We start from the raw sequence: 24,264 nt of genomic DNA, 5'->3' as shown, positions 1-24,264 counted from the left end.
AGCTGATGCTAGCCCGGCAGCTGCGCGAACGCCTCCGACCGCGCCTGGCCGAACTCGACGGCCTGCCCGCCGAGCAGTGGGCTGCGCGGCTGGGCCGGCTGCTGGACACGGCGATCGACGACCTCGGCGCCGACGCCCTGGAACATGGCCGGGCGCTGCCTGCCGCGCCGCTGATCGCAGCGGCCAAGGCACAGGCGATCCGGCTGCTGACCCCGGCCGGTGGGCTGCAGCTGCTGCTGGACGACCCGCAGATCACCAACATCTTCGCCAACGGCGCCGACCAGGTGTGGGTGCGGCGCACCGACGGCAGCAAGGCGCAGGCGCCGCCGGTCGCCGCCAGCGACGCCGAGCTGATCGAGACGATCCGGCTGCTTGCCGCCGGCCGTGAGGGTGCGGGGGAGGAGCGGCGGTGGGACTTCGCCCAGCCGCGGCTGTCGCTGCAACTGCCCGGCGGGGCGCGGCTGTTCGCGGTGCAGGCCCTGGCGCAGCGGCCGTCGCTGTCGATCCGCCGCCACCAGCTGCTGCGCGTCAGTCTCGACGACCTCGTCGCCCGTGGCGCGATGAGCGTTCCCCTCGCGCGGCTGCTGGCCGCGGTCGTCGCCGCCCGCCGCAACGTGGTCATCGCCGGAGGCACCGACACCGGCAAGACCACCCTGCTGCGCGCGATGGCCAGGGCGATCCCGGCCCGGGAGCGGATCATCACGATCGAGGACACCTACGAACTGGGCCTGGACGGCGACCCCGACCACCCGGACTGCGTCGCACTGCAGGCGCGGGAACCGAACCTCGAGGGCCGGGGCGCGGTCGACCAGGCGGAGCTGGTGCGGTGGGCGCTGCGGATGGCACCGGACCGGGTCATCGTCGGCGAGGCCCGCGGCAGCGAGGTCCTGCCGCTGCTCAACGCCATGTCGCAGGGCAACGACGGGTCGCTTGCCACGATCCACGCGTCCAGCTCCGGGCAGGCGATCACCCGCCTGATGACGTACGCGGCACAGGCGCCGGAGCGGCTGAGTTTCGAATCGACGGCGATGCTCACCGCGGGCGCCGTGCACTTCATCGTGCACCTGGCGTTCGCGCCGGACGGAACCCGGGTGGTGTCGAGTGTGCGGGAGGTGCTGCACGCCGACGGCCGTGACGTCTACACCAACGAGGTCTACGCCCCAGGCCCGGACCGGCGTGCGGTGGCGGCCGCTCCGCTGCGGGCCGCCACCGCCGCCGACCTCGTCGCCGCGGGCATGGACCCTGCTGTCCTGGACACCACCGGCCGGTGGTGAGCATGCAAGCGCTGGCAATGCTGTCCGCGGCGGGTTTCGCCGCCGGGATCTGGCTTGTGGTCACGGCCCTGCGGACCCGCCTGCCCCGGTCCACTCGGGAGGTGGCGCGCGAGAGGCGGCTGCTGGACCGGACCGGGGTGACCACGGCCCGGGCGGTGGCGGCCGCCGTCTGCGGGCTGGTCGTGGCCGTGCTGACGGGCTGGCCGGTCGGCGGGCTGCTGGCCGCGGTCGCCGCGCTGACCCTGCCGCGGGCGCTGGGCCGCGACCGCGCCCACGAGCAGCGCCTGGCGCGGATGGAAGCCGTCGCGTCCTGGGCCGAGGACCTCGCCGGGACGATGCGCGCCGCCCGGGGCCTCGATCAGGCCGTCATGCAGACCGCGCAGACCGCCCCGACCGCGCTCGCCCCGCAGCTGACCGCCCTGGCTGTTCAGCTGCGCCGAGGCCTGCCGCTGCACCAGGTGCTGCGCGAGTTCGCCGACGACCTCGCCGACCCGACGGTCGACCTGGTCACGGCCGTGCTGCTGTATGCGGCGACGCGCCCGGCGCGGGACATCGCCGGCAGCCTCGACGCCGTCGCGGTCACCGCGCGACGGCAGGCCGCGGCCCGGATGCGCATCGCAGCAGCTCGGGCCCGCAGCCGCTCGGCGGCCCGGATCGTCACCGCCGTCATCGTCGCGGTCGTCGCCGGGTTGCAGCTGCTGGCCGCGGACTTCCTCGCCGGGTACGCCACCGCCGGCGGCCAGTTGCGCCTGGCGCTGATGGGCGCCGCCGCCGGGGGATGCCTGTGGTGGATGCACCGGCTGGCGGCGATCGCCGACATGCCGCGCATCCTCACCACCACGACCCCGGCCACACCGGCGGCGGCGCCGCAGTGGCGGAACCCGGCCTGGGCGAGCCGGCCGTGATCGGGCACATCGCGCTCGCGGGAGCCGGGGTCGGCGCGGGCCTTGCCGTCATCGCCTGGGGCCTGTTCCCGCCCCGCAGGCCGCTGGCCGCCGCACTGGACCGCCCCCGGATCGGCACGCCGCTGCCGGGCCGCCGGGCCAGGCTGGTGCAGGCGCTGCAGCAGCGGGGGCTGCCGCCGGCGCGGCTGCTGGCAGATCTGGCGGTATGCGAGACGGACCCGGCCGCCCACGTCGCCGCGCAGCTCACCTACGCCACCATCGGCCTGGCCGCACCCGCGGGCCTGTTCACCCTACTCGGCCTCGTAGGCGCAGGCCCGGGCCTTGTGCTGCCCACGTGGATGAGCCTGGCCTGCGCGGCAGCCGGATACCTGATACCGGACCTGCGGGTGAGGCGCACCGCAGCGGCCCGGAGGCTGCTGACGGAGCACACCCTGTCGACGATGCTGGACCTCGTCGCCCCGGCGCTTGCCGCGGGCGCCGGGGTGGAGCAGGCGATGCGGGATGCGGCATCGGTGTGCACCGGCTGGGCAGCCGACCGCATCCGTGTGGCGCTGGCCACCGCCAGAGCCGGGCAGTTGCCGCTGTGGCAGCCCGTCGACGAGCTCGGCACACGGCTGCACGTCCCGGCGCTGCGGCAGTTGGCGACCAGTCTGCGCCTGGCCTCCGGCGAAGGCACCCGCATCCGGACGGCGATCACCGCCCGCGCCGACACCCTCGCCCAGAAGATCACCGCCGATACCGAGACCCGCGCTGCATCCGCCACCGAACGGATGGCCGCCCCGCTGATGCTGCTGTCCGGGCTGCTGGCCGTCTTCCTGATCACCGCCGCATTCGACACCCTCTGAGGAGACCGCGATGAAGCCCGCCACGACACCGGCCACCCGTGCCCGCCGTACGGCAGCAAGCGACCGGGGCGCGTTCTCGACCGAGTACGCGATCGCGATCGGACTGGCCGCCGCCCTCGTCCTCATCGTGATGATCGCCTACCGCACCAGAGTGGAAGCGGTCCTCGACAGCTGGGGCTTCTGATGCGCCACCGACCCGACCGCGGCGCCGCCGCCGTCGAATGGGCAGTCGCCGCCCCGATCCTCATACTGCTGCTGGCCGCCGTCGGCTACGGCTTCGCCTGGGCGCAGGCTTCATACGCCGCCCGCGCCGCCGCACAGGCCGCCGTCAACAGCGCCCGGGTCATCGGTGGCGACCCCACCGCCGCGCAGTCCGCTGCCTGGCAGCAGATGGACGACCTCGGCGGCGCCGCCACCGGCATCCACGTCACCGTCACGAAAGACGCCCAGGCCACCACCGCCACGGTCACCGCGACCATCCCCACGCCCGTAGGTGTCCTGCCCGTGGCGTACACGGCCAGCGGCTCGACCGAACGCTGGTCACCCCAGCCCTGACCCGACCCAAGGAGGTGACCCATGCACGGGGCAGCCCGACAGCGGCCGCACACCACTACCGCCCAGCGACCCAGTGCGACACCACCGCCCGCGGGCCGGCGTATCGCCGACGAGGGCTCGACCGCGGTCGAACTCGCGCTGGCAGTCCCGATACTGCTGGTAGGAGTCCTGCTGATCCTCGTGTGCCTGCGCGCGGGAGCCGCCCACATCGACGTCACCTCGGCTGCATCGGCCGCCGCCCGCGCCGCCGCCGCGCAACGCACTCCCGGCCTGGCCGGCGATGCCGCACACGACAGCGCCACGACCGCGCTGGCCGGGCTGTGCCAGAGCATCGCCGTCACCGTCGACACCAGCCGCTTCGCCAGAGGCGGTGCCGTCACCGTCACCGTCGCCTGCACCGCCGACCTGCACCACCTGACCGGCATCGGCCTGCCCGCACAGATCACCACCCGGCAGAGCGCCACCAGCCCCATCGACCGCTGGCGACAGGAGCCCACTCCATGACGCGCCGCTGCAGCCGCCGAGACCGGGGTGCGATAGCGGCGTGGACCGCCACCATGAGCGTCCTGGCCGTGGCCCTCGCACTCACCGTGGTAGCACTCGCGCAGGTCCAAGCCGCCCGAGTCCGCGCAGCCGGCCTCGCGGCCGAAGCCGCCCGCGCCGGCGTCCAGCACATCGACCTCACCGCCTACCGCACGAACGGACGCCTCGTCCTGCAACCCGGGTTAGCCAGCACCGCAGCCGAGGCGCACCTCGCCGCCGCCGGTGCCACCGGAACCGCGACAGTCACCGGCAACCGGATCACCGTCACCGCAACCAGCAGACAGTCCGTGCCACTGCTCACCGTGTTCGGCCTCGGGGGTCAAGTCACCGTGACCGCGACCGCGGCGGCACAGCCATACACCGCCGACCCGATCGGAGGCCCCTGACATGCCCGCCCCACGCCTGGCAGGCCGCGTCGCCAGCCTCCTGGCGTTGCTCGCGCTGCTCATCGGGGTGCCGGCACTGCTCGCCGCCACCGCCGGCTGGCCGCTGCCCGACCACATCCCGAGCGGCGGGGAGGTAGGGCAGTGGCTGACCAGCCCGCTGCCCGACACCGTCTACACCGACGCCGCCGCGATCGCCGGATGGATCATCTGGGCCCAGTTCGCCATCCACGTCATCGCCGCGCTGCACCGCAGTCGCAACCCGCGGCCAGGACCGGCCGGTAACAGCCGGGGTCCGCTGCGGGCGCTGGCGGGGCTGCTCATCGCCGGTGTCCTCGCCGCCCCCGCCCAGGCCCTGGCCGCACCTCCCGCCGGAGGAGCACCGCCTGCAGCCACGGCAACCCACGCCACGGCCATGGAACCTCCCGCCGGGCAGGCGGCCACACGCCCGACGGCCGCCCCGCCGGCGCCAGGGACCATCGCCGCCGGCGGCAAGGACACCGGCGTCCGCTTCGTCGTGCGCGGACACCGCTACCACGTCATCGTCCGCCCCAACGACACCATGTCCAAGATCGCCGGGGGGTGGCTAGGCGACCCGGACCGGTGGCCCGAGATCTGCGAACTCAACCTCCACCGCCACTTCCCGAAGGCCGGCGGCACACTACGCGACTGCGACCTCATCTACCCGAGATGGGACCTGCGGCTACCCGACGACGCCAAGCCCCCGACCGCCGCACATGCACCGGCGCCACCAGCACCGGCCCACGATCGGGTCCCACAGCGAGCGCCTGCCGCCGCCCCGGCCGCACCCGCCGACGTCGCTCCAGCACCATCACCGATGCCTAGCCCGCCCGCGGCCGGCACCACACAGCAGACCGCGCACCGCACCCCGCAGCACCGCCAGCCTTCGAAGGCAGCCGAAGCGGAACCGGCCGCCGGCCGCGCCGAGGACGGCATCCCCCTGCCGGGCGGCTGGACGCCCGTCGGGCTCGCCGCGGCGCTCGCTGCCGCCGCCGCGCTGGTGTGGCGGCGCCGCCGCGCCTACTACGTCCCGCAGGCCGCCGTCGACCTGGCCGCGGTACCGCCGCCACCCGAGCAGCCGACGTGGCTGATCCTGATCCGTCAGGCGCTACGCAGGCGGCCACCCGCCGATGCCCCCGACACAGGTACACCCGCCAGCGGGCCGACAGGCGCCGAACTCGCAGGAGCCGGTGACCTGCCACTGACCGCGGGACTGGGACTGGTCGGGCCGGGCGCGCTGGACGCAGCCCGCGGCATGCTCGTGGCGACCCTGTCCTCCGGCCACCACGGCGACCCCGACGCCCAAGGCCAGGCCGTCATGCCGACCGACACCCTCCACATGCTCCTAGGCCCAGGCTCGCAATTGGTGACCCCCATCCGGCGCCTGCACGTCACCGAAACCATCGGCGAAGCCGTCGCCCACCTCGAAGAAGAGATCATCCGCCGGTCGCGGATCATCGCCGACGCCCAGACCACCGAAGCCGCCGACCTGCACAACCCCGACGCCTACACCGAACCGCTGCCGCAACTGCTGCTCATCGCCGGAACCCCCGACCCGCGCTGGCACACACGCCTTGCCACCGCCGTCGCCCTCGGCGAATCCGTCGGCATCGGCACCGTCATCATCGGCGAATGGCCCCGCGGCACCACCCTCGAAGTCGCCGCCGACGGCACCACCGACACCACCGCACACCGCCTCGCAGTCCTGGACACCGCCACCGCCACACAAGCCCTCGCAGTACTGCGCGAAGCCCACGGCGACCACCCCGCACCCCACCAGCCCGCGACCACGCCCCCGGCTGCCGCCGCACCAGGACCGCCCGCCCGGCCGCCGAGCCGCGCCGAACACGGCCACCAGCCGCCCGTCCGCCTCAGAGTGCTCGGCACCCCCGCCGTTCTCGACCAAGCAGGAAAACCGGCACCCAGGCTGCGCACCGCCGCCACCGAACTCATGGTCTACCTCGTCATGCACCGCGACGGCGCCCCCATCGCCGACATCCTCGAAGCGATCTACCCCGACGCGACCGTCACCCGGGCCAGCGAGCGCCTGTCCACCAACCTGGCGAACCTGCGCCGCGTCATCCGCACCGTCGCCGGACCCAGCCACGACGGCAGCCGCCTCGAACCAGTCGTCAACACCGGCGGCCGCTACCGGCTCAACCCCGACATCGTCGCCGCCGACTGGTGGACCATCACCGACGAATACGCCCAGGTCGCCGCCGCACCCGACGACCAGCACCGGCTCAAACACCTGCACGCCGCGCTCGCCGAGATCACCGGGCCGCTGGCACAGGGATGCCTGTACGAGTGGAGCACCGTCGACGAGGAACGTGTGCGCCGCTGCACCTTGAGCATCTACGCACAGACCGCGGCCATGTACGCCGACACCGACCCGCACCAGGCCCGCACCCTGCTCGACGCGGCGTGCGCCGTCGACCCGCTGTCGCAGGAGCTCGCCGGACGTGCGATGCGCGCCGCGGCCGCGCACGGCGACGCCGACGCCGTCGGGCACCGCCTAGCCGTGCTAACCCGCGACCTGCACCAGGCAGGGCTCGAAATGTCCGACAGCACCGCCCAGCTGGCCCACGAACTGCTCACCAGTCTGACCACCCACCCCGCAGGCCGGCTCCGCCCCTGACCACCGCCAGGGGCCGCGCCGCCTGCCACCAGCCGATGCCCCCGGCTCCATGCAGCCCGCGTACCGGCGACAACTGAACAGGTAAGGAGAACAGCATGGGCAGGATCAGGACCATCAAACCGGAGTTCTGGGCCAGCGAGACCCTCGCGAAGGTCTCGATCAGAGCCCGGATGACCTTCGCCGGGACGTGGACCTACGTCGACGACAACGGCGTCGGCCGCGACAACCACTGCCTCATCGCCAGCACCGTCTACCCCCTGGAAGCCGACCCCCGCGAAGCCCGCGACAGCACTCGCGACGACCTCGCGAGCCTCGCCGAGCAGGGCCTCATCATCCGCTACATCGTCGATGGCAGGCGCTACCTCAAAGTCGCCGGGTGGGACGAGCACCAGCGCATCGATCGGCCCGGCAAACCGCGCTACCCGCAACCCGACGCCGACGGCGCCCAGATCCTGACACCCGAATGTGCCCACGCACTCGACACCGCCACCTGGCCGTCCCCGTCCCCATCGCCGGGCCCGGCAGCAGAGCCTCCACAGCGGTGCGCCGCGAGTGCCTACCGGCGGCGCACCGGCAGGTTCGCCGCCCGCGGCCGCCGCTACATCACGATCGAGGTCCGCCGCCGCCAACGACCCGACGACGGCCAGCCGCCCGGCGGCGAACCCGGCCAGCCAGCCGCCCACCTCACCCGGGAACAGCACTCCGAGCCTGCGCAGAAGGCCACGTCACAGACGCCGGACCAGGCAGCCTCCCCCGGGGCTCGCGAGACTGTCGCGACACTGCAGCGTCCGGAACAGGGAACAGGGAGCAGGGAACAGGGAAGAAGGAGCAGGGATCAGGGAGCAAGCGACACACACTCGCTCATCGCCACCTGGCCACCGGCACTGCCGGGCCCGTCCAGCGAGCCGCAGACACTGCCCGGCATGCCGGGCGATCACCCTGGTGCCGTCGTATGCCGTCCGTCGCCGGTGGCGGCCCGTCATCCGTCGCGCCCAGCAGCCGAGGTCGAAGCTGCGTTCAACCGCTTCTGGGCCGCCTACCCGAAGCGGGTGGCTAAGCAGGACGCCCGCAACGCCTGGAACAAGATCGCAAAAGACTTCAGGGCCGATCTCGACACGATCGTCATCGGGGCCGAGCGCTACCGCGACGACAGCGCCCGCCGCCGTGCCGGGGACCGTTACACCGCACACCCCGGCACGTGGCTGCGCGCCGGGCGCTGGCTGGACGAACTGCCCACCCAAGACGACCGGGTCCTGTCGACCGCCGACCAGCGGGTCCAGGCAGGTCTGGCCGTCGCGGCGATCTTCGCAGAACGTGAAGCACGAGGAGAAATCTGATGCCACCAGCGAAGACATGCCCGGCTCCGGCCAATCGCCCGCCGTCCGGCAGCCGGCTCGTCGCACAGTCCGGGGTCGGTGCCCGGCCCGCAACCGCCGCCCACGCCGCCTTCAGCCGAGCCGTGCAGGCCGTGACCCAGGATCGTGCCTGCGGCAGGCGCCTAAGGTGGCCTGCGGTCGTGGCCGAGACCGCCGTCTTGACCCTGCCAAGACGGACATCGGTTCGGCCGCCCGGTGCAGAGGTCCGAGGGTGAAGCCGAGCGAGATGGGGAAGGTGCTGGCCAAGTGCGCCGCATTCGATTCACGCACCGTCGGCGAGTCCGACGTCATGGCCTGGCATGAAGCCGTCGGACACTTGGACTTCGAGCATGCCATGCAGGCCGTGTCGCGCTTCTACGCCACCAGCCGCCAGCGGATGTGGCCCGTCGACCTGGTCGAAACCGTGCGGATGGTCCGGGCCGAACACGAGCGCAGAGAGCGGCTGGCAACCCGCGAGCCGCAGCGGCTGCAGACGGGTGACATCGGCGATCCCCGGCTGCGCGCTGCCGTACGAAGCATCGCTCAGGCCGCCAGCCTAACCCGGCACACCGACGGCAGAACCGACGAGGTACATCAACGGGCGCTGGAAAGGGCCCGCGCAGAACGCGGCCAACATGGCGGGGCGACTCGCCGTGGAGCCCGGGCCGGTGCACCAATTGATCTCCACGCAGTGACCATGCCGCCAGCATGGGCTAACGACGACATGCGCGAACTGCTTTCCGACGCCGCGCTGCACGAACGGGGTCGGCCCTGCGGGCGACAGGGATGCCAGAACAGGCGCTGCAACGCAGATGACACGCGGTAGTCCACGGAAGGGGGCCGTGCTAACGGCAGCGCTGGGTGTCGATAACGCCTGCCGCTGGTCGGGCGGAGTTGGGGTGAGGTAACCCAGCTGCACGAGTCGCGGGGGGAGATGTCACCATCTGCCCATGCAGGAATTGGGAGAGCTGAGTCACGAGGAGGAGTGTCTCCTGATCAACGCCAGTGAACATGATCTGTTGCCAGGGACCTTATGGGACTGGCTGCCGGATCTGGAGCTGGTGGACAAACTGCCACGGCTTCCAGTGCTGGCGGAGGCGCTGCTGGGTCTCATCGACCGAGGCCTCATCGAGTCTCGCCGGATCACGCCGGAGCTAGATCGGGCAGGCCGTTATGACGTGGTGAGCCGCGCGGACCTAGACGAGTTGCTGGCAGACCCGGCGAACTGGCAGTACACGGAGCGAGGTTGGGATGAGCGCGACGAGGGTCTCTGCATCGTGCTGGTCCACGTCCGCCAGGCCGTCTTAGGTCAACTGGCAGCAGACAACGACGACCAACGATGCTAATGTTTACGCTTGTCGCGAGCCTGATCCCGTCTATGACGGCTGGTCGTTGAACTCGCTAGCCAGTTCAACGCCAAGTGAGACATGGGCCTTGAAGCTCATACGCCGAGCATCGACGTGTCTAGTCCCTCCTGCTTGACCGATCCGTCCCAGTAGCTGCTTGACCGGTGACCTAGAAATGGTTGCGACCTTGCGGGGTCGTTGTGCTGTGTCGGCTGGCAACGCCGTCAGTCGCCGTACTCGTCGACGTCCAGTTCGGCGTGGGTGCGCCGTAGAAAGTCCAGTACCCGAGCGTCGACGTGCCAGCCGAACAGGTTGCGCTGCTCTGGCGACTCCTGCTCAAGCGTGGTGGTCGAGTCCTCGTCCTCGTCACCGAAGTACCGCACGACCTGCAGAACGCTGGAGATCGTCCGCTCATGGTCTCGGCCCGGCTCGGCAGCCAGCCCACCGATGCGGTCGGCAGCCGGCAGCAGCCGATCCAGAATGTGTTCGATCTGCTCGTCCACGGTCAAGTTCGGTTCGCGGCAGACGATCTTCCAGACATGGCATACCGGTCGCACGAACGGGTCGGTCTGGCGACTGCCGCGCACCCCGACCTCGTCGGGTTCGATGCCCAACCACGCGGTCATCTCGGAGGCCGAGACTGCCTCGGACTTCAACGCGAAGTACGCGTACTGGCGCAGGCGCATGGCCGGACCCTACCCATGAAGGCCGTCTACGCACTCCGGGTTTCCGGCCTATTGATCTACGCATCGGATGCCACCAGCCTCGGACGGTGCGCTCTGATCCGGGTGACGGCCTGGTCAGTGGTGCGGCGCACGGTCCGCACGCCGTCGTCGCACTCCACGGCCAGATGCGTCTCCGACACGGCGATGGTCAGTGTCTTGCCCGCGTGGACCCGACCGAGAGCGACCTTCTGCCCGACCACCATGATCACGCCGTTGTTGCTGGCCCGGCGCTGCACCCGCACCGGCTCGTCCACCGGCTGCGGAGACGGCCCGGCCGGACGGGCGCCGCGCAGCCGAGCGACCTCCGCCGGGCTTAGCGGGTTCGGGCGGGTGCGCAGCAGCTCACGGGTTTGCGGGTCGAAGAACATCAACGTGTGCTCCTCCACCCTGATGCTCACCCTGCGCCCGCCGAGGATGTCAGCGGCCAGCACGATGTGCTGACCAAGCGATACCGAACCGGTCCGGTTGACCGTCCGGTCCACCTCCACCACGTTACCCGGGCGTCGGCGGAGGCAGCGGCGACGGCCCAGCGCGACGGCCGCCGTCACGGGCCAGGATCTCCAGGTCGGTCACGGACAGGTGCGACCGCACCGACTTCACCCGCGACCCGCCGATCAGTAGGTGGATCACGTCGGTGTCGGCCCAGAACGTCACCAAAACCCCTGACCGCGCCGGGCCGAGCCAGAACTGCTTGCCACGGACCTCCATGTTCCCGCTGGGCGCCACGACCCGGTCGAACTCCACCGGCCCGCCGTCCCACGGCTGCGCGACCAGCGGCATCGCCATCGCGGCCACGTCCGCCGACACACGCTCGTTCACCGCTTCACGCAGCCCCACAGGCAGCCGCAGCGGCATCTCCACCGGGTCCTCGACCGGGCGGAACCGCTGCGCCGGAGATGCCATGTCCAGGCTCTGATGCGGCCGGGCGGTGTTGTATTCGGCCACCCAGGCGTCGACGGCCGCCAGCGCCGCGGCCACCTCCGCGAACACCCCGGAGTGGTTGAGCAGCTCCTCGCGCAGGCTGCGATGAAACCGCTCCACCTTCCCCGTCGTCGTCGGTGAAGCCGGCTGCGTCAGCCGATGCACGACGCCGTTCTCCCGGCAGATCCGGTCGAACAGCACCTCACCGCCCTTACCGAACCGGTCGGTGAACTCTGAGATGGGAACGCGCCAAGCGCTCTACGCCGATCTCGAAGTCGGCGCCAGTGAGATCCACGAATACCAGATGGTCTACCTGCCCGGGCTACTACCGTCGTACACCGAAGCGCGTGTACTGATGGACCGCCCGGACCAAGCAACTTATAGCCACGCCAGGGCACTGGAAGCCCGTGGCGACCGCCAGGTCGTACTCGAACGACCCGATGGCCCCACCCACCTACGAAGTCATCATCGACGAGCTGGCGGTACGCCGCTTCGCCGCGCCCGCACCGGTGATCGCCGAACAGCTCGACCACCTGGTGATGGTCGGGCACGAGCGCTCCACCATCACGATCACGAGGCGCAGACCTAGGACGGCAGCCGGTTCGTGGGACGAGCTGCCCGAATGCGGGGAGGCTACCGTCGCCTGATCATCGGATGTTGTGGCCACGTTAACACGCAGGACAGCGGCCTGGCCCCGCCTGAGGCCAGGCTCTGAGGCACGATGGCGGGCCGCAAGCATTCAGCTGGCTACCCGCCATCGTGCCGTCAATGGCCTCGACTATTTGAAATTGCCCACAACGAGTCGCCCTGCCACGCCGCTGAGATTAAACGCCCCTGAGGTGTACCAGCCAGCCCATGAGTTTCCACCCTTAAAGACGTGGTAGGTGAAGGTGGCGTCACTGTTCTGGTAGGCCATTACGATGTCGCCATCGCCATCGCCGTCGACATCCCCAGCAGCTACTCTATTGCCGACCTGGCTCAGCCGGAACGTACCTGATACATAGTCGGTTGTATGAGTGAACGACGAGCCCGTGGAGTGGTAGCGGAAGATGGTCATGGTGTCGCCGTGGTCTCTAGCAAGAGCTGGATCGGCCTTGCCGTCCCCATCGAAATCTGCGACGACAAGCCGACCGCCCACGCCGCTCAAATTGAACTGGCCAGAGGTATACCACCGTCCGGCATTTGTGATTCCTCCCTTGAAAACATAGAAACCGAAGGTGCCGTCACTGATCTGATAGGCCATTACGATATCGGCCTTGCCGTCTCCGTCGACATCGCCGCTCGCGGCACGATCGCCAACATTGGCCAGGTCGAACCCGCTAGCGGCGCTCCAATCTGTGATCCGCTGGAATGAAGATCCAGTGGACTGCCATCGCCAGATCGTCATGGTCCCGTCGCCATCATCTCGAACGAGAGCTGGTTCGGCTTTGCCGTCTCCGGTAAAGTCGTCGACGACGAGTCGACCGCCCACCGGGACCAGCGAGAATGTCGAGGACGTATACCACTTTCCGGCGTAGGAGTTCCCATTCTTCCAGACGTGGAAGCTGAATGTATTCTCCGCGTCTGGGTTTTGGTAGGCCATGACGATATCGTCTTTCCCGTCGCCATCGACGTCGCCACTAGCGACACGATCACCTACCGCAGATAACTGGAAGGTGCCGGATTCGTAACTCGTGGTGCGGTTGAATCCGCTACCGTTGGAGGACCAACGCCAGACAGTCATGCTGTTGTCGCCGTTGTCTCTCGCCATCGCCGGCTCTGCACGGCTGATGGTGCCGCTCGGATCCGAGCCGCCGCTTGGATCCGAACCTTGATTTACGTCTGGGTCTGGCAGTACATATTCAGCGCTGCCGGGAGCAGAAGTTCGATTGCGGCAGACGTTGTAGGCATTGGATTCGACCGCGCCAGCCTGCCAACTCTTGTCGACTACGCTCCAGCTGGCTCCGAATCCGTCTCTACTGGCCTGAAATCCGGTCGGAGTCCAGTCCGCGTACGAGTGGCCGTAGACCATGTATGCCTTTTGGAAGATGCACTCAGGGTCTGTGACGTTCAATAGGTCGAAGCCGTAGACAATGGCACCGCCATGCATATTGAAGTCATATTTGGATTCTACAAGGTTGCCTATAGAGCACGCGTAGTGACCGTCAAAGGGCGGCAAGTCCGGGGTTTTCAGCCCCATCAACTCGTCTTGCAGCATGAACGTGACCCCGAACTCATTCTGCGATACGCCGCCCGGAGCAGAACTCCGAGTGGCGCTGATCGTCTGAGTGCCGTGGTCATTGGGATACTGGTCCATACTGGGGTTTCCCCAGTAGGTTAGAGACGACGCGAAATGGAAGTAACCTGAGCTAGGGCCCGTAACGCGGATACCTACGCCGTCGAGGCCACCTACGTTCTCGCCATTGCAGAGAAAATCCGTGGCATCCTTGGAGTAGTTCGAGTTGTTCCATTCGAATACGCCAGAAGCGTAGAAGTGATTAGAATACTGATCCTTGTACAGCGCCACATTGTAGATGCCGACGTCATTGGGTATGGAGAATTCGGATTCCGTTAGGACGCTAACGCCCCGCGAGGAGACTTGCGTGGCACCGTCGGTGCCTGAAACCTTCTTTAGGCACCAATCGGATGCAATCTTTTCCTCTAGGGCCTCGCCTCCCAGTCCTGACCGGGTGAGTGCCGCTATGGCATTACTAAGATTGTCGGCGGTGGTGGTTCCCCCGGCTGCGGAACCCTGCTTTCGGCACTGTGGCTCACGCGACGGTGAATCTGCTGTCGCAGGTTCAACCGCAACTATCCCGGTGGCTGCGAGGATGAGGGCGCCAATAACCAGCACGCGTGACGTTCGCTTCATAAGCCCTTCAATCGACGGACGCGTTTCCAAAGAGGAGATGCCCGGCAGGCTATGTCCACGTGAGGCCGCTGAGAACGAAGTTAACTCACAAGGAGAACTTCTCAAATTCAACGAATGCTTACAAGTTAGCGTATGACGTGATTAAAGGTACAGCTATCGAAAAGTGCGCCGGGCCTTAGCTGGGTGATGTCGTGATCAGTGGAGCAGGCGAGTTCCGTGACCGGTCTCCAGCGGCGAAGTGGCTGATCCGTGCGACGGTCTCGGTGTCGGCGTCACCAGTCGAGACCAGCGCAGCAGGCGGGCGATGTCGGGTGGCGCGAAGCGCAGCGTGTTGATCAGGCACCGGGCCTCGGCGACAGTCAGGGCGATTATCTCGGTCGTGATGGTGCTGGTCAGTGCTAGGCGGTAAGGGACGGCGGCTGTCCGCGCTCTGAACGCGGCCAACATCCGGTTCCTCGCCGTAGAGGTACCGCTGACCTAGACCGAACCTAAGATCTTCCAGCCGTGCCAGGCTGCTGCGCGACGTCGCAGACCCGATCGTGATCGTCACCGACAACCACTCGGTGCACCACGCCCGCGCGGTCACCGCCTGGATTACCAAGGTCAACACCGCGCAGGCGTCGCGAAGCGCCACAACGGCGCGGATCTGCTCATTGCTCCAAGTGCTCACGACGATTTCGTCGAATCGTCGCCGCAGGCGGGCCCTAGCCAAAGGCGAAAGAAGCAATCACTGCGTGCGGTGACGGCAGGTAGCCGCCGCCAACGCTGGACACGTTTGTTGCCGTGGGCGGCTGGCTGCGAATCATGTACCGCAACTTCCGGCGGGCGGCGCGGTGTTGGCGTGATGAAAGTCGGGATGCTGAGTTCGGACACGGCCGCCGCCTGCCAGAGGCAGCAGGCGGCGGCACACCGGCCGGACGGCTAGCGCATGGCCGGTCGGCCGATCACGGGCTGGACGAGTCCGCTGTCGAACCCGCTGTCCCACGGGAACTGGTGCAGCGCGTCGGGCCATACGATCTGCTGCAACCGCACGTTGCGCCGGCCGAAGACCTCGTACGCCATGCCGGGTACCAGCCGCCCGGGGAGATGCATGTCCGCCTCGATCACGCACACGTCGAAGCCGTCGAGGACGTCGGTCAGGACTTGGGCGTGGTGCAGCCTGCGCTCGCCTGCCCGGATGGACTCGCCGAGGTCGTTGAGGATGTGGTGGGCGACGTCGACGGCCAGGCCGACGGTGAGCAGTTCAGGTTGGCCAGCTGCGGTCAGGCCGACGGTGTAGAGCATGGAGGTCGGAAGTTCGCTGTCTGCATGGATGTTCATGATCGTGAACTTGCCGCCGTCCGCGGTGGCCCGCATGTTCTCGATGAGCGTCTGCCGCCGCCGGGCGACTTCCTCAGCGGTGACCGGGCGCTGCGGGTGCAGCTCGGCGGATTCGGCGAAGCCGACCTCGATGACGTCGTCGTCGGGCAGGCGCAGGTACATGAAACGGAAGCCGGAAGCACGCATCCGCTTCAGCAGTGCGGTCGCGGGCTCGGTCGCCGACCGCAGGTGTAAGGGGCTGACGAAGCCGCCGTCGAACGGGCTGTCAGGGTCCTGGTGCTCGCCGCCCGGCTCCCATCCCCGTGCGTAGATCAGGGAGCTGGTGCCCGGGCCGAACTCGGCCGCAGGCAGCCCGTTGGACTCGAGGTAGACGCCCGTGTCGTCGGACACCCACAGCAGAGATCCCGGGCATTCGCCGTCGGGGTGCTCATTGCACGGCCCGCTTGAAGGGGTCACCGCGGCGTGCGACGCCAGGCGCAGCACCCACTCGAGGTCGAAGAAGAACACGTTGTCGTCCATGACGAACTCCTTGCAGATGGTGGGGCGCTCGACCCGTCTTTCGGCGATCTCTCGCCGTCGAGCGCAAGGAAGGTGTTGAAGCCTGCGGGCCTGCCGCCGGATTTCTGCACGCGTGATCAGGGCGGCGAACCGCACGCCCGGCACGGCGATCTGTCCGGTGCGAAGGACCCGTCAGGCCGCCGTGCTGCGTGCAGCCGGCTCAGTTGCGGGCTGAGGCGTACCTTGGCGGGCCGCTTCCAGGGGCCGGCTGCGAGCGAGCAGGCAGGGCGTGGGCGCCGTCGGCTGTCTCCGCCGGTGTCGCGAAGACGCCCGGGCGGAGGTCATCGCCGGGCGGTCATGGGCGGTCGTTGCCGCCGAGCCGGTGCCATCAAGTGCTCGCTGCAGCCCGTGTGGCGAATCTGTGTCATGCCCAGGACGGCCAGGCGGTAGGCCGTCAGTTCCAGGTGCAGTGCGGCAACGGTGGCCGCCTGCAGTGCGACGGCGGTGTTGCCGGTGCCGTCCGGGTCGCGGTCGGCGCCGAAGTCCACGATGCGCCACATGGGTGCTGCTCCGGTGTGGAAGTCGAGCTGCCACGCTGCGGCGAAAGGAACTCCGGCCTCTTCCGCGGAGGCCTTGAGGAGGGCGAACGCGTGGAAGATCATCGGCAGTTCCATGTCTGCCAGCGCGTCGATCGCGGCTTTGGAGACTTGCCGGGTCATCGGCCGGTCCCGCCAACACGAAGTCGTGCACAGACCTGCTGCGCCGGCAGCGGGCGGCCGGAGGTGTTGGGCGGAGGCGTCATACGTCGCCAGCCGAGCGTCTCGCATGCCAGCCACCGTGTTCGGCCCGTGTCCGCGGTCACCGCGAGCACGTCGCCGACCGACAGCGATCGCAGCCCGAGCAGCCGGTAGACGTAGGCGTTGAGGAATGCCAGCTCCCCGTCGGGGCCGGATCGCTCCCGCTCCAGCTGTTCGAGGTCTGCGTTGTAGATGTGGAACGCCCACTCCGCGAGCGTCTCGGGCTGCGTGGCGGCAGGCAGGTCGCGCCAGTGCGACATGGCCGCGGTCAGTCGCTGGCCGTCCTTGTATGGGATGAACAGCGTCTCGTTGTTGTGGTAGACGATCGTTTCGAACAGTGTCACTGCGTGTGTCTCCTTCGGCGGGTGGAGGTCAGGGCCGCGGGCCCGCGGGTATCTGCCGCGCGGGACGGTCGGCCGCCGTGGTGGGTGTCAAACGGGCCCGTGCTCCTGCAGCGGGCCGTGGGCTCCCTGCGTGCACGCCCAGCGTGAGTAGCGGGCTTCGAACAGGTAGGTGGCGGCGTGCGGCGACTTGTAGAGCCGGTTTCGCAGGTCGCGGAGCATCGGTGACTGCTCGGCGCGACGATGCCGGTCGGACTGGTATGCGGCGCATGTGTGGCAGGACGGTCCCTGATGGCCGGGGAAGGCGTCGTTGCTCTGGCGCGACGCGAACGGCAGCGCCCATAGCTTCCTCATGGATCTGGCTTCCTATCGGTAGTTCGAGTGCCGGTGATGTTCTCGGGCAAGCGGCTTGCCCCTGATGCGGTGCAAACGGCCGCTGACAGCGGCCAGCGGGAGATCCGGCGGGCGGACGGGACGGGGTAGGCCGCGACCAGCCACGGTGAAGGAGTCGGCTGGTGAATCGGGTGCCCATGTGCTGGGGTGGATGATCGCCAGGTGATCGAGTCCGCGGACTTCACGCTCGCCGACAACTGGCTCGGCGGCTTCTACGAGCTGGCGCTTGAACTTGGCGAACCGAGCGACGTGCGGCTGGAGACCGCGCTGGGCGTCCTATAGCCGGCCGCGGAGTAGAGGCATACGGCTGCCACCGGATGCCCCCGTCTTCCCGCAGGCCGTACCGTGCACCGTGGCGTCACTGGAACGGTTGCGCCGCCTGCACGGCGTGATACGGACGCCCAACGGAGCAGCGATCGTCTGCGGTGTCATGGCAGTCCGTGAGGACAACGTCCCCGACCGACTGGACTTCTACCTGCCCCTGGGCGCACTGGCCCGAGCCGCGCTCCGGTGAGCACATGGCTGGCGACCCTGCGACAGCGTGGCATCCCTTGCCTGGCGCAGGCCGATCGATGCCTGGCTTGCTGACCTGGGCGGTCGCGGGTACAGCGCCGTCGGCATCCGGCCGGGCTTGGCCGGCAACGAGATATCCGGCCAGACAGATGCCGCCGACGTTGGCGCGGGCCCGCCCTCGCAGCGCACGATGGGATACCTAGACCCCGACGACGGCCGGGTGCGCTACCTGCCGCGACCTAATTACCAACCCGGCCGAAGCGGCCCGGCCGGCTCGACTCCGACGCGCTGGCATCACGGGCCGAGACTGGCAGGGCCGCCACGGCAATGGTTCCCGCATCCGGGCGGGTGTGGTCGCCTGTTCTAGAGATTCAGCCTCCCGGACCTACGTCTTCAGCGCAGTGGGCACAGGCAGCGTTAGTTCAGGCTGTGGGCGTGGACGGCGCTCAGCAAGGCCCTGAGCGATGCGGGCACCCGACCCTCGACGCGAAGACCGAACGCGTCGTCGGCCGAGTCGTAGAAGACCGCCGGCTCGCTGCCTCGGATGCGCTGGACACACAGGTCCCGGCCGGGGAGGGCAGCCGACATGATGCGCACCTCCTGCCGCTGCGGGTGACGGCTGATCGGACGGGTAAGCCGGGAGTTGCGCACCTGTTCGAGCGCGGTGGGATCGGACACGGCCCACGCCTCGGTCACCACGCCCAGGCCGACGACGCCCGGACCGAGGCCCGACACGAAGCTGGCACCCACGATCGGGTGAGCGGTGACCGCCCAGGCGAGCTCTTCCAGGTAGCCGGCCGCGTCGGCGATGGGCTCGGGCGTCGTGACCACATTCGCGCTGATCACGGGGCCGCGCTGCCGGAAGATGATCAGGTTCGGTGGGGCGTCCCAGCCGTGCAGGTCCGCCTCGGCTTCGGTCTGGAAGACAAGGCTCAGAAGTACATCGTTCTGGATCATGTAAGTCTCCTCGTACTAACGATCGGTGTCATGCGGCGGCCAGGTGTGCCGCTGTAGAGCGGGGCCATGCCTGCCGCGACCGCGGCGACGCCCGCGCAGGGACACCGCCGCGGGCTGTGGCAGCCCATCCAGGAGCTGCGTGTATGGGCGCCGGGTGCCGCGGGCTGCGGCCACGCACGTGGCGGTGCGTTACGGCGCAGCCGTACCGGTGGGGCCGTCGGTGTCGGCACCTGTCCGGCCGAGGACCCGCACCGTGGTCGAGTGCCGGATCGGCAGATCGGCGGGCCCTTTGAGGAACGGGCTGATGTACACCGGCTTGCGCAGCGCCCGGCCCGGTCCGTGGGCCTGGTTGCGCCAGTGCCCCGACGTCCACCACCGGTGGGTGCGAACCTGCTCGCCGTGCGCTGCCGATGCAGCGGGCGGCCGTACGGCTGCGGTGCCCCGGATGCGGATGAGCCGCACGTCCGGTGCGGGCCGCCTGGCGCGCTGGTAGGCCTTGCGGATCGCCGGATCAACCTCGGCAGGCGCGACGTCGGCGACCGACTGCTGGCCGATGAGCAGCCACGTCGTGAGCAGGGCCGCTGCAGGGTGGCTGCCGGCGGCCAGCTGCCCGCGCCGCAGATGCGACGTCCGTATCGGCATGAGCCAGCCGACGGCGGCCCGCAGGTGCTGCACGGCCTCGTCCGGGCGGCCCTCGGCACCCAGGCCCGCGTACTCGACGACCTCCCATCCGTCGGGGCCGGCCGTCCAGCTCGCCGCCGCCGCTCCCGCGACCGGCTCCGCCCACGTGAGCAGGCCGTGGTCAGCCGGGGCGAGCGCAGCGGCGGCCGTGGTGGGCGGCAGCGCGGCCGTGGCGTGCTGGACCATCTGGCTGAAGTGGGCGTCGACGTAGTACAGCCGGGCCTGGTCCAGGCCTGATGCGAGGTCATGCCGGACCGGTTCCAGCGGCGGAGTGTCGATGTGGTCGGGGCCGCGCAGCAGCGCGGCCAGCCGGTCGCGGACCTTCGGCAGCAGCCGCGCGGCGGGTGCCGCCGACGGCCATCGGCCCGTCGTGATCAGCACCCGGCCGGGCAGCAGGCTGTCGAGCACGACACGCTGCAGATGGCCGGTGATCGCGAGCCCGGCGGCGTCGCGGCGAAGGCCGCTGCCCGTGGCCGCGCGGTCCAGCAGCCGGCCGGCGTCGCCGACAGTGAGCCAGTGGGAGCACATGTCGCATGCCGACCAGCGGGTGCCGTAGTACTCGACGTGTTCGACACCGGCGCCCACGGCCAGCGCGCTGATCGGGTGCGTGCGGTAGACGAACAGCAGCGGGTCGCTGCCGGACCCGCAGAAGTCGCACAGCCTGCGCAGGCCGGTCAGCCGCTCGGCCGGCACCGGCACCGGCCGGTGGTCGACCAGGCCGAGGATCAGCGGGTGTTCGTACACGGCCAGGCCGTGCTCGTCAGCACGCCGGTTGAGGACATGGGAGCAGATCTGGCAGCCGAACTCGCGGGTCATCGCATCACCTGCTGCTGCTCGCGGCGGTCGCGGCGGCGTGGGCCTTGCCGATGCCGGGCCTCGGGCATGGCCATGCCCGGCCGGTGCATAACGAACAGCCGCCACGTGTGCTTGGCGTGATAGAGGGCGACGTCGGCGCGGTGCAGCAGCGTGTCGAGGTCGTCGGACGGCTCGCTGATGCACACGCCGGCGCTGGCTGACGCCGGGAGCTCCACCGCGGTGCCGTCGATGCTGATCCTCACGGGCTGGCTGACGACGGCGACGATCGCATCGACGGTGCGTTCCAGGTCGCGGTGAGCGGGAAGCAGGACGGCGAACTCGTCGCCGGAACGGCGCGCGGCGGCGCCGCCGTAGAGGTCCGCGATCTCGGCGAGCCTGTGGGCGACCTCGATCAGCAGCTCGTCACCGGCGTGGTGGCCGTGGGTGTCGTTGACGGCCTTGAAGTCGTCGAGGTCGAGGAACACCAGCGCGAGCGGCCGGTGGTGTTTGCGCTGCCACCGGTCGTGCGCGGCGGCCAGGCCGCGCCGGTTGAGCAGGCCGGTGAGCGGGTCGTGCTCCAGCTGCCGAACGGCGCCGGCGAGCCGGCGCCGCAGCCTGCGGGTGGCGGGGACGGCGGCGAACCTGCCGAGCAGGAAGACCACCACCCAGCTGGCGATCATGGGGATGAACTCGGACACTTGAACCCTCCAGGTTTGGAGAGCCCGGGGCGTAGTTGTCGAAGCTGGCGTCCCGGGCACTAAACGGCGACGGCCCGCCGACGGCGGGCCGTGTTGCTGTGTGGTTTCTGCCGCGAGGCGGTACGGCGGCGGCGTTCGGTGCTGCGGAGACCGCGGTATTGCGGACCTGGCCGCGGCAGCAGAGCCGCTCGATGATCACCGTGACGGCGGATGGTGACGTGGTGGCCGCACGGTTGCCGCCCCTGCGCCTCGTCAGGAAATCGGGCTGCGTGCGGGCATGCAGCCAGGCAGCATGGCGGAATGCCGGACCTGCTGTGGGATGATGTCAGGGACTTCTTCGACCCTGACCTGATGGGCGCTCTGCCGGATCTCCACGTGGCGGATGCCTCGGTCGGGGACTGGCAGGCGGTGTTCGGCCTGGTCAGGTCGAAACGTTGGACGTTCGAGTACTCGGTGGGCGGTGTCGTCGGCCCGCTGCCGTCGGCAGCGCAGGTGCTGTCACGTCCGGCCGATGCTGACATGGCAGATCTGAGGGTCTGGCCGGTGCCGGATGTGCTGGCGGTCTTCCGTCCGAGAGGTGCCGACGAGATCGACTTTGATGTCGATCTTCGTGAACTGCAGGGCCAGGAGTGGACACCCTGTGTGGCTTCATGCGCGACATCGGCCGCCACCTGAGCAAGCCGGTAGTCATGACGGCCGAGGGTGGCTACGCCAACCCGGTCCTCGGATTCGATCCTGCTGCTGACAGAGTGGTGCTGCTGGCGCAGCCGCGGTTCAGCTGAGCGGATCGGCCAGACCGGGCCGGGTGGCACCGGTTGTGGAGCAAGGCCGACAGGACGTCATCGCGCAGGCCGGCCCGGCAGAGGTGGCGGAGGATGCACGGCGATGCGGTTGTGTTCAGCTGAGGTCGACGCCGCGGCTGGCGAAGAACGGCACCGGGTCGACGGCGTTGGCCACGATGGCCGGCCGGCCCGTGTGGGTCTGCAGGTGAAGGTGCGGGCCGGAGGAGTGGCCGCTGCTGCCGACCAGGCCGATGACCTGACCGGCGATGACCTGCTCGCCGACCGCGACGGTCGGGCGGCGCAGCATGTGGCAGTACCTGGTGACCGTCCCGTCGGTGTGCAGGATCTCGGCATACCAGCCGCAGCCGGGGGTACTGAGGTTGCCGTCGATGTCGCAGGAGCGTGGCGACCCGTCGGCGTTGTAGGCGTTGCACCGCACCTTGATCACCACACCGGACGACGCGGCCCGGATCGGTGTGCCCCGTCCAGCGCCGAGGTCAACGCCGTCGTGGCCCGGCCGTGAACCGGTGCGGAACCCGGAGTTCAGCGGCGCGTCGACCGGTTTGACCCACGCCCCGCTGACACAGAACCCGAACCCGCCCGGCGGATCGATCCCGGCGGCGGCGAGGGCGGCTGCGACCAGCGCGGTGGCATCGGGCTCCCACTTGGCGTACGCGTCGGGGTAGGCGCTGCGCTGCACAGCCTGCGCCGCCTGGGTCAGCGGCATCTGCTGCCAGCCGTCGACGTCCAGGAGCCTGCCGTAGAACCTACCGGCCGCATACCGCGGGTCCATGATCTGCTCCGGCGTTCCCCAGCCCTGGCTGGGCCGTTGCTGGAACAGGCCCAGCGAGTCGTGGTCGTTGGCGTCGCCCTGGTGGCCGAGGTTGCGCAGCCCCGACTCCTGGATCGCTGTCGCGACCGCGATGACCATCCCACGGACGGGCACGTCCTTGCCGGCGCCGACGGTGACGATGGTTGCCGCGTGCCCGGTCTGCTCGCTGTCGTAGCGTCCGGTCCACGCCGCCCCGGACGGGGCCGCGGCGGTGGGCGGGACGCAGGCGGTGGCGGCGCCGCTGAGGCCGACCACGCCGGCCACGCAGCAGACGGTGACGCCGAGGACCGCGGCGACGATGATGCTGATCGTGCGGCCGGTCATGTCCGGGCCGTCTCGAACTGTGGGGGCATGGTTCCTCCTTCGTGTGCCGCGTGTGTGCGGCGGTCCTCCCGCGGTGGTGTGGTGCGCAGCCGCTGCGGCGGGTGCGCACGGGCGGAACCGGGCCGCCCACGGTGGGCGGCCCGGTGAGGTCAGCGGGTGATGGGGGCGAGGCGGGCCAGGGCCCGCATGTCGGCGGTGACCGGGCGAGCGTGGATCGCACGGTCGGCGCGGGCGGCGTCGAGCAGCTGCAGAACCTTCTTGGCCTTGCCGATCGCCTGGGGGATAAGGCGCATGGGCAGGTCCTTGGGCAGCACGATGCGGCGCCCGGACAGGTCCAGGCTCGCGTACACCCGGGCCGGGCGGTTGCCGTCGGCGCTGTCGTGGCAGGTCAGGATCAGGTAGGCCTGGTCGTCGCCGGCCGGCCCGGCGATGACGTAGTGGGTCTGCCATGCGCGGTGGGCGATGTCGGGCGACAGGCGCACCGTCGCCGGTTTGCCGTGCCGGTGGTACGGCCACGGTCCCCGGCCGTAGGCGATCTGGGGTGTGTCGAGCTGGTAGCCCCACGCCCCGGTGAGGTCCCCGGCCAGCTGCAGCGGGTCGCCCGGCAGGTCGGCCGGCGGCGGGTAGGGCAGGGGAGCGGCGTGCCCAGTCGGTACGGGCATCGGTTCGGTCACGGTAGGTCTCCGTCAGTTGTCCGAGCGGGTCGGTGATGGGGTGGAGTGGCGCGCCGAGCACGCGCAGACCGTTCCCGCGGCAGCGGGCGGGCTGCCTCGCAGTTCGGGGCGGCACTCCGTTGGAGCCGCCGGTGCTGTGGTTCAGCCGCGCGGTGCGGCAGCGTTCGCGATGACCGGCGGTCGGTGCGTGCCAGGTCTCTTCGTCCGGCGATGCCGGTTGAAGCCGGCGCCACCGGGCCACGCGGCGTACAGCGCCGGTCGGGCGGGTCAGCGTGGTGGGCCGCAGGCGGGCGCGTA

24 protein-coding genes and 3 pseudogenes are annotated in these 24,264 nt (G+C 69.8%); 14 read left to right on the top strand and 13 right to left on the bottom strand.

Features of this window, described 5'->3' with window-relative positions; genetic code table 11:
* The first annotated feature begins 5 nt into the window (after nt 1–5).
* From Cba03nite_RS17040 to Cba03nite_RS16990, 11 genes are all read left to right on the top strand, one after another.
* Complete coding sequence (locus Cba03nite_RS17040; protein WP_203746882.1) at nt 6–1,274, top strand: TadA family conjugal transfer-associated ATPase; 1,269 nt, start codon at nt 6–8, stop codon at nt 1,272–1,274.
* Nucleotides 1,275–1,276: 2 nt separating this feature from the next.
* Nucleotides 1,277–2,179, top strand: a complete 903-nt coding sequence (locus Cba03nite_RS17035) for a type II secretion system F family protein (protein WP_203746852.1) — start codon at nt 1,277–1,279, stop codon at nt 2,177–2,179.
* On the top strand, nt 2,176–3,024 hold the full coding sequence (locus Cba03nite_RS17030; protein WP_203746850.1) for a type II secretion system F family protein: 849 nt from the start codon (nt 2,176–2,178) through the stop codon (nt 3,022–3,024). Before Cba03nite_RS17035 ends, Cba03nite_RS17030 begins: the two co-directional genes overlap by 4 nt.
* A 10-nt stretch (nt 3,025–3,034) precedes the next feature.
* Nucleotides 3,035–3,208, top strand: coding sequence for a hypothetical protein (locus Cba03nite_RS17025; protein WP_203746849.1), 174 nt, complete (start codon nt 3,035–3,037; stop codon nt 3,206–3,208).
* Nucleotides 3,208–3,579 carry a TadE/TadG family type IV pilus assembly protein gene (locus tag Cba03nite_RS17020; protein ID WP_203746848.1) on the top strand — a complete coding sequence of 124 codons (372 nt, stop codon included), beginning with the start codon at nt 3,208–3,210 and terminating at the stop codon, nt 3,577–3,579. The genes Cba03nite_RS17025 and Cba03nite_RS17020 overlap by 1 nt, the downstream gene beginning before the upstream one ends.
* 21 nt (nt 3,580–3,600) lie before the next feature.
* Complete coding sequence (locus Cba03nite_RS17015; RefSeq protein ID WP_203746847.1) at nt 3,601–4,083, top strand: TadE/TadG family type IV pilus assembly protein; 483 nt, start codon at nt 3,601–3,603, stop codon at nt 4,081–4,083.
* Nucleotides 4,084–4,136: 53 nt separating this feature from the next.
* Nucleotides 4,137–4,508, top strand: coding sequence for a hypothetical protein (locus Cba03nite_RS17010; RefSeq protein ID WP_203746846.1), 372 nt, complete (start codon nt 4,137–4,139; stop codon nt 4,506–4,508).
* Nucleotide 4,509: 1 nt separating this feature from the next.
* On the top strand, nt 4,510–7,164 hold the full coding sequence (locus Cba03nite_RS17005; RefSeq protein WP_203746845.1) for an AfsR/SARP family transcriptional regulator: 2,655 nt from the start codon (nt 4,510–4,512) through the stop codon (nt 7,162–7,164).
* Nucleotides 7,165–7,259: 95 nt separating this feature from the next.
* Nucleotides 7,260–8,501: an LvrA C-terminal domain-related protein gene (locus Cba03nite_RS17000; protein WP_203746843.1), complete on the top strand. Its 1,242-nt coding sequence runs from the start codon at nt 7,260–7,262 to the stop codon at nt 8,499–8,501.
* A gap of 250 nt (nt 8,502–8,751) precedes the next feature.
* Entirely contained in the window at nt 8,752–9,345 is a 594-nt protein-coding gene (locus tag Cba03nite_RS16995; RefSeq protein ID WP_203746841.1) for a hypothetical protein, read from the top strand.
* A gap of 124 nt (nt 9,346–9,469) precedes the next feature.
* Nucleotides 9,470–9,865, top strand: a complete 396-nt coding sequence (locus Cba03nite_RS16990) for a hypothetical protein (protein WP_203746839.1) — start codon at nt 9,470–9,472, stop codon at nt 9,863–9,865.
* Nucleotides 9,866–10,089: 224 nt separating this feature from the next.
* Here the strand turns inward: Cba03nite_RS16990 and Cba03nite_RS16985 are convergent, their stop codons facing one another.
* From Cba03nite_RS16985 to Cba03nite_RS39790, 3 genes and pseudogenes are all read right to left on the bottom strand, one after another.
* A complete protein-coding gene (locus tag Cba03nite_RS16985) occupies nt 10,090–10,551 on the bottom strand; it encodes a DUF4279 domain-containing protein (RefSeq protein ID WP_203746837.1) in 462 nt (153 codons plus the stop codon).
* A 56-nt stretch (nt 10,552–10,607) separates the two neighbouring features.
* Nucleotides 10,608–11,072, bottom strand: a complete 465-nt coding sequence (locus Cba03nite_RS16980; protein WP_203746835.1) for a hypothetical protein — start codon at nt 11,070–11,072, stop codon at nt 10,608–10,610.
* A 379-nt stretch (nt 11,073–11,451) separates the two neighbouring features.
* A pseudogene (locus Cba03nite_RS39790) lies at nt 11,452–11,742 on the bottom strand (integrase core domain-containing protein); the annotation flags it as partial.
* A gap of 4 nt (nt 11,743–11,746) precedes the next feature.
* Here Cba03nite_RS39790 and Cba03nite_RS40505 point away from each other — a divergent pair.
* Nucleotides 11,747–12,083: pseudogene (locus Cba03nite_RS40505) on the top strand (Scr1 family TA system antitoxin-like transcriptional regulator); the annotation flags it as partial.
* A gap of 206 nt (nt 12,084–12,289) precedes the next feature.
* Here the strand turns inward: Cba03nite_RS40505 and Cba03nite_RS16965 are convergent.
* Nucleotides 12,290–14,017, bottom strand: a complete 1,728-nt coding sequence (locus Cba03nite_RS16965) for an FG-GAP repeat domain-containing protein (protein WP_203746831.1) — start codon at nt 14,015–14,017, stop codon at nt 12,290–12,292.
* An 884-nt stretch (nt 14,018–14,901) separates the two neighbouring features.
* Between Cba03nite_RS16965 and Cba03nite_RS16960 the strand changes: the two genes are divergently transcribed.
* Complete coding sequence (locus tag Cba03nite_RS16960) at nt 14,902–15,105, top strand: hypothetical protein (RefSeq protein WP_203746829.1); 204 nt, start codon at nt 14,902–14,904, stop codon at nt 15,103–15,105.
* A 178-nt stretch (nt 15,106–15,283) separates the two neighbouring features.
* On the opposite strand, the gene Cba03nite_RS16955 is transcribed toward Cba03nite_RS16960, so the two are convergent.
* The 7 genes from Cba03nite_RS16955 to Cba03nite_RS16925 all read right to left on the bottom strand — a co-directional run bounded on the left by Cba03nite_RS16955 (nt 15,284) and on the right by Cba03nite_RS16925 (nt 21,355).
* On the bottom strand, nt 15,284–16,336 hold the full coding sequence (locus Cba03nite_RS16955) for a DUF4262 domain-containing protein (protein ID WP_203746827.1): 1,053 nt from the start codon (nt 16,334–16,336) through the stop codon (nt 15,284–15,286).
* A 185-nt stretch (nt 16,337–16,521) separates the two neighbouring features.
* Complete coding sequence (locus Cba03nite_RS16950) at nt 16,522–16,899, bottom strand: hypothetical protein (protein WP_203746825.1); 378 nt, start codon at nt 16,897–16,899, stop codon at nt 16,522–16,524.
* Entirely contained in the window at nt 16,896–17,321 is a 426-nt protein-coding gene (locus Cba03nite_RS16945) for a hypothetical protein (RefSeq protein ID WP_203746824.1), read from the bottom strand. Before Cba03nite_RS16945 ends, Cba03nite_RS16950 begins: the two co-directional genes overlap by 4 nt.
* 87 nt (nt 17,322–17,408) lie before the next feature.
* Nucleotides 17,409–17,672 carry a hypothetical protein gene (locus tag Cba03nite_RS16940; RefSeq protein WP_203746823.1) on the bottom strand — a complete coding sequence of 88 codons (264 nt, stop codon included), beginning with the start codon at nt 17,670–17,672 and terminating at the stop codon, nt 17,409–17,411.
* Between the two features lie 969 nt (nt 17,673–18,641).
* Nucleotides 18,642–19,181, bottom strand: coding sequence for a hypothetical protein (locus tag Cba03nite_RS16935; protein ID WP_203746822.1), 540 nt, complete (start codon nt 19,179–19,181; stop codon nt 18,642–18,644).
* 189 nt (nt 19,182–19,370) lie between these two features.
* Complete coding sequence (locus Cba03nite_RS16930) at nt 19,371–20,678, bottom strand: AcrVA2 family anti-CRISPR protein (protein ID WP_203746821.1); 1,308 nt, start codon at nt 20,676–20,678, stop codon at nt 19,371–19,373.
* The gene (locus tag Cba03nite_RS16925; RefSeq protein ID WP_203746820.1) at nt 20,675–21,355 is read right to left on the bottom strand and encodes a GGDEF domain-containing protein; all 681 of its coding nucleotides are present in this window, start codon (nt 21,353–21,355) and stop codon (nt 20,675–20,677) included. The genes Cba03nite_RS16930 and Cba03nite_RS16925 overlap by 4 nt, the downstream gene beginning before the upstream one ends.
* A gap of 300 nt (nt 21,356–21,655) precedes the next feature.
* On the opposite strand from Cba03nite_RS16925, the pseudogene Cba03nite_RS16920 reads away from it, so the two are divergent.
* Nucleotides 21,656–22,137: pseudogene (locus tag Cba03nite_RS16920) on the top strand (hypothetical protein).
* Nucleotides 22,138–22,252: 115 nt separating this feature from the next.
* Here Cba03nite_RS16920 and Cba03nite_RS16915 read toward each other — a convergent pair.
* Together Cba03nite_RS16915 and Cba03nite_RS16910 are read right to left on the bottom strand one after the other, a co-directional pair.
* Nucleotides 22,253–23,293, bottom strand: coding sequence for a M23 family metallopeptidase (locus tag Cba03nite_RS16915; RefSeq protein ID WP_203746818.1), 1,041 nt, complete (start codon nt 23,291–23,293; stop codon nt 22,253–22,255).
* A 149-nt stretch (nt 23,294–23,442) separates the two neighbouring features.
* A complete protein-coding gene (locus tag Cba03nite_RS16910; protein ID WP_203746817.1) occupies nt 23,443–23,955 on the bottom strand; it encodes a hypothetical protein in 513 nt (170 codons plus the stop codon).
* Between the last annotated feature and the right edge of the window lie 309 nt (nt 23,956–24,264).

Source organism: Catellatospora bangladeshensis, assembly GCF_016862575.1.
Taxonomy (GTDB): Bacteria; Actinomycetota; Actinomycetes; order Mycobacteriales; family Micromonosporaceae; genus Catellatospora; species Catellatospora bangladeshensis.
Note: the sequence above shows the minus strand (reverse complement) of the source record. Positions and strands in the feature narration are given on the sequence as shown.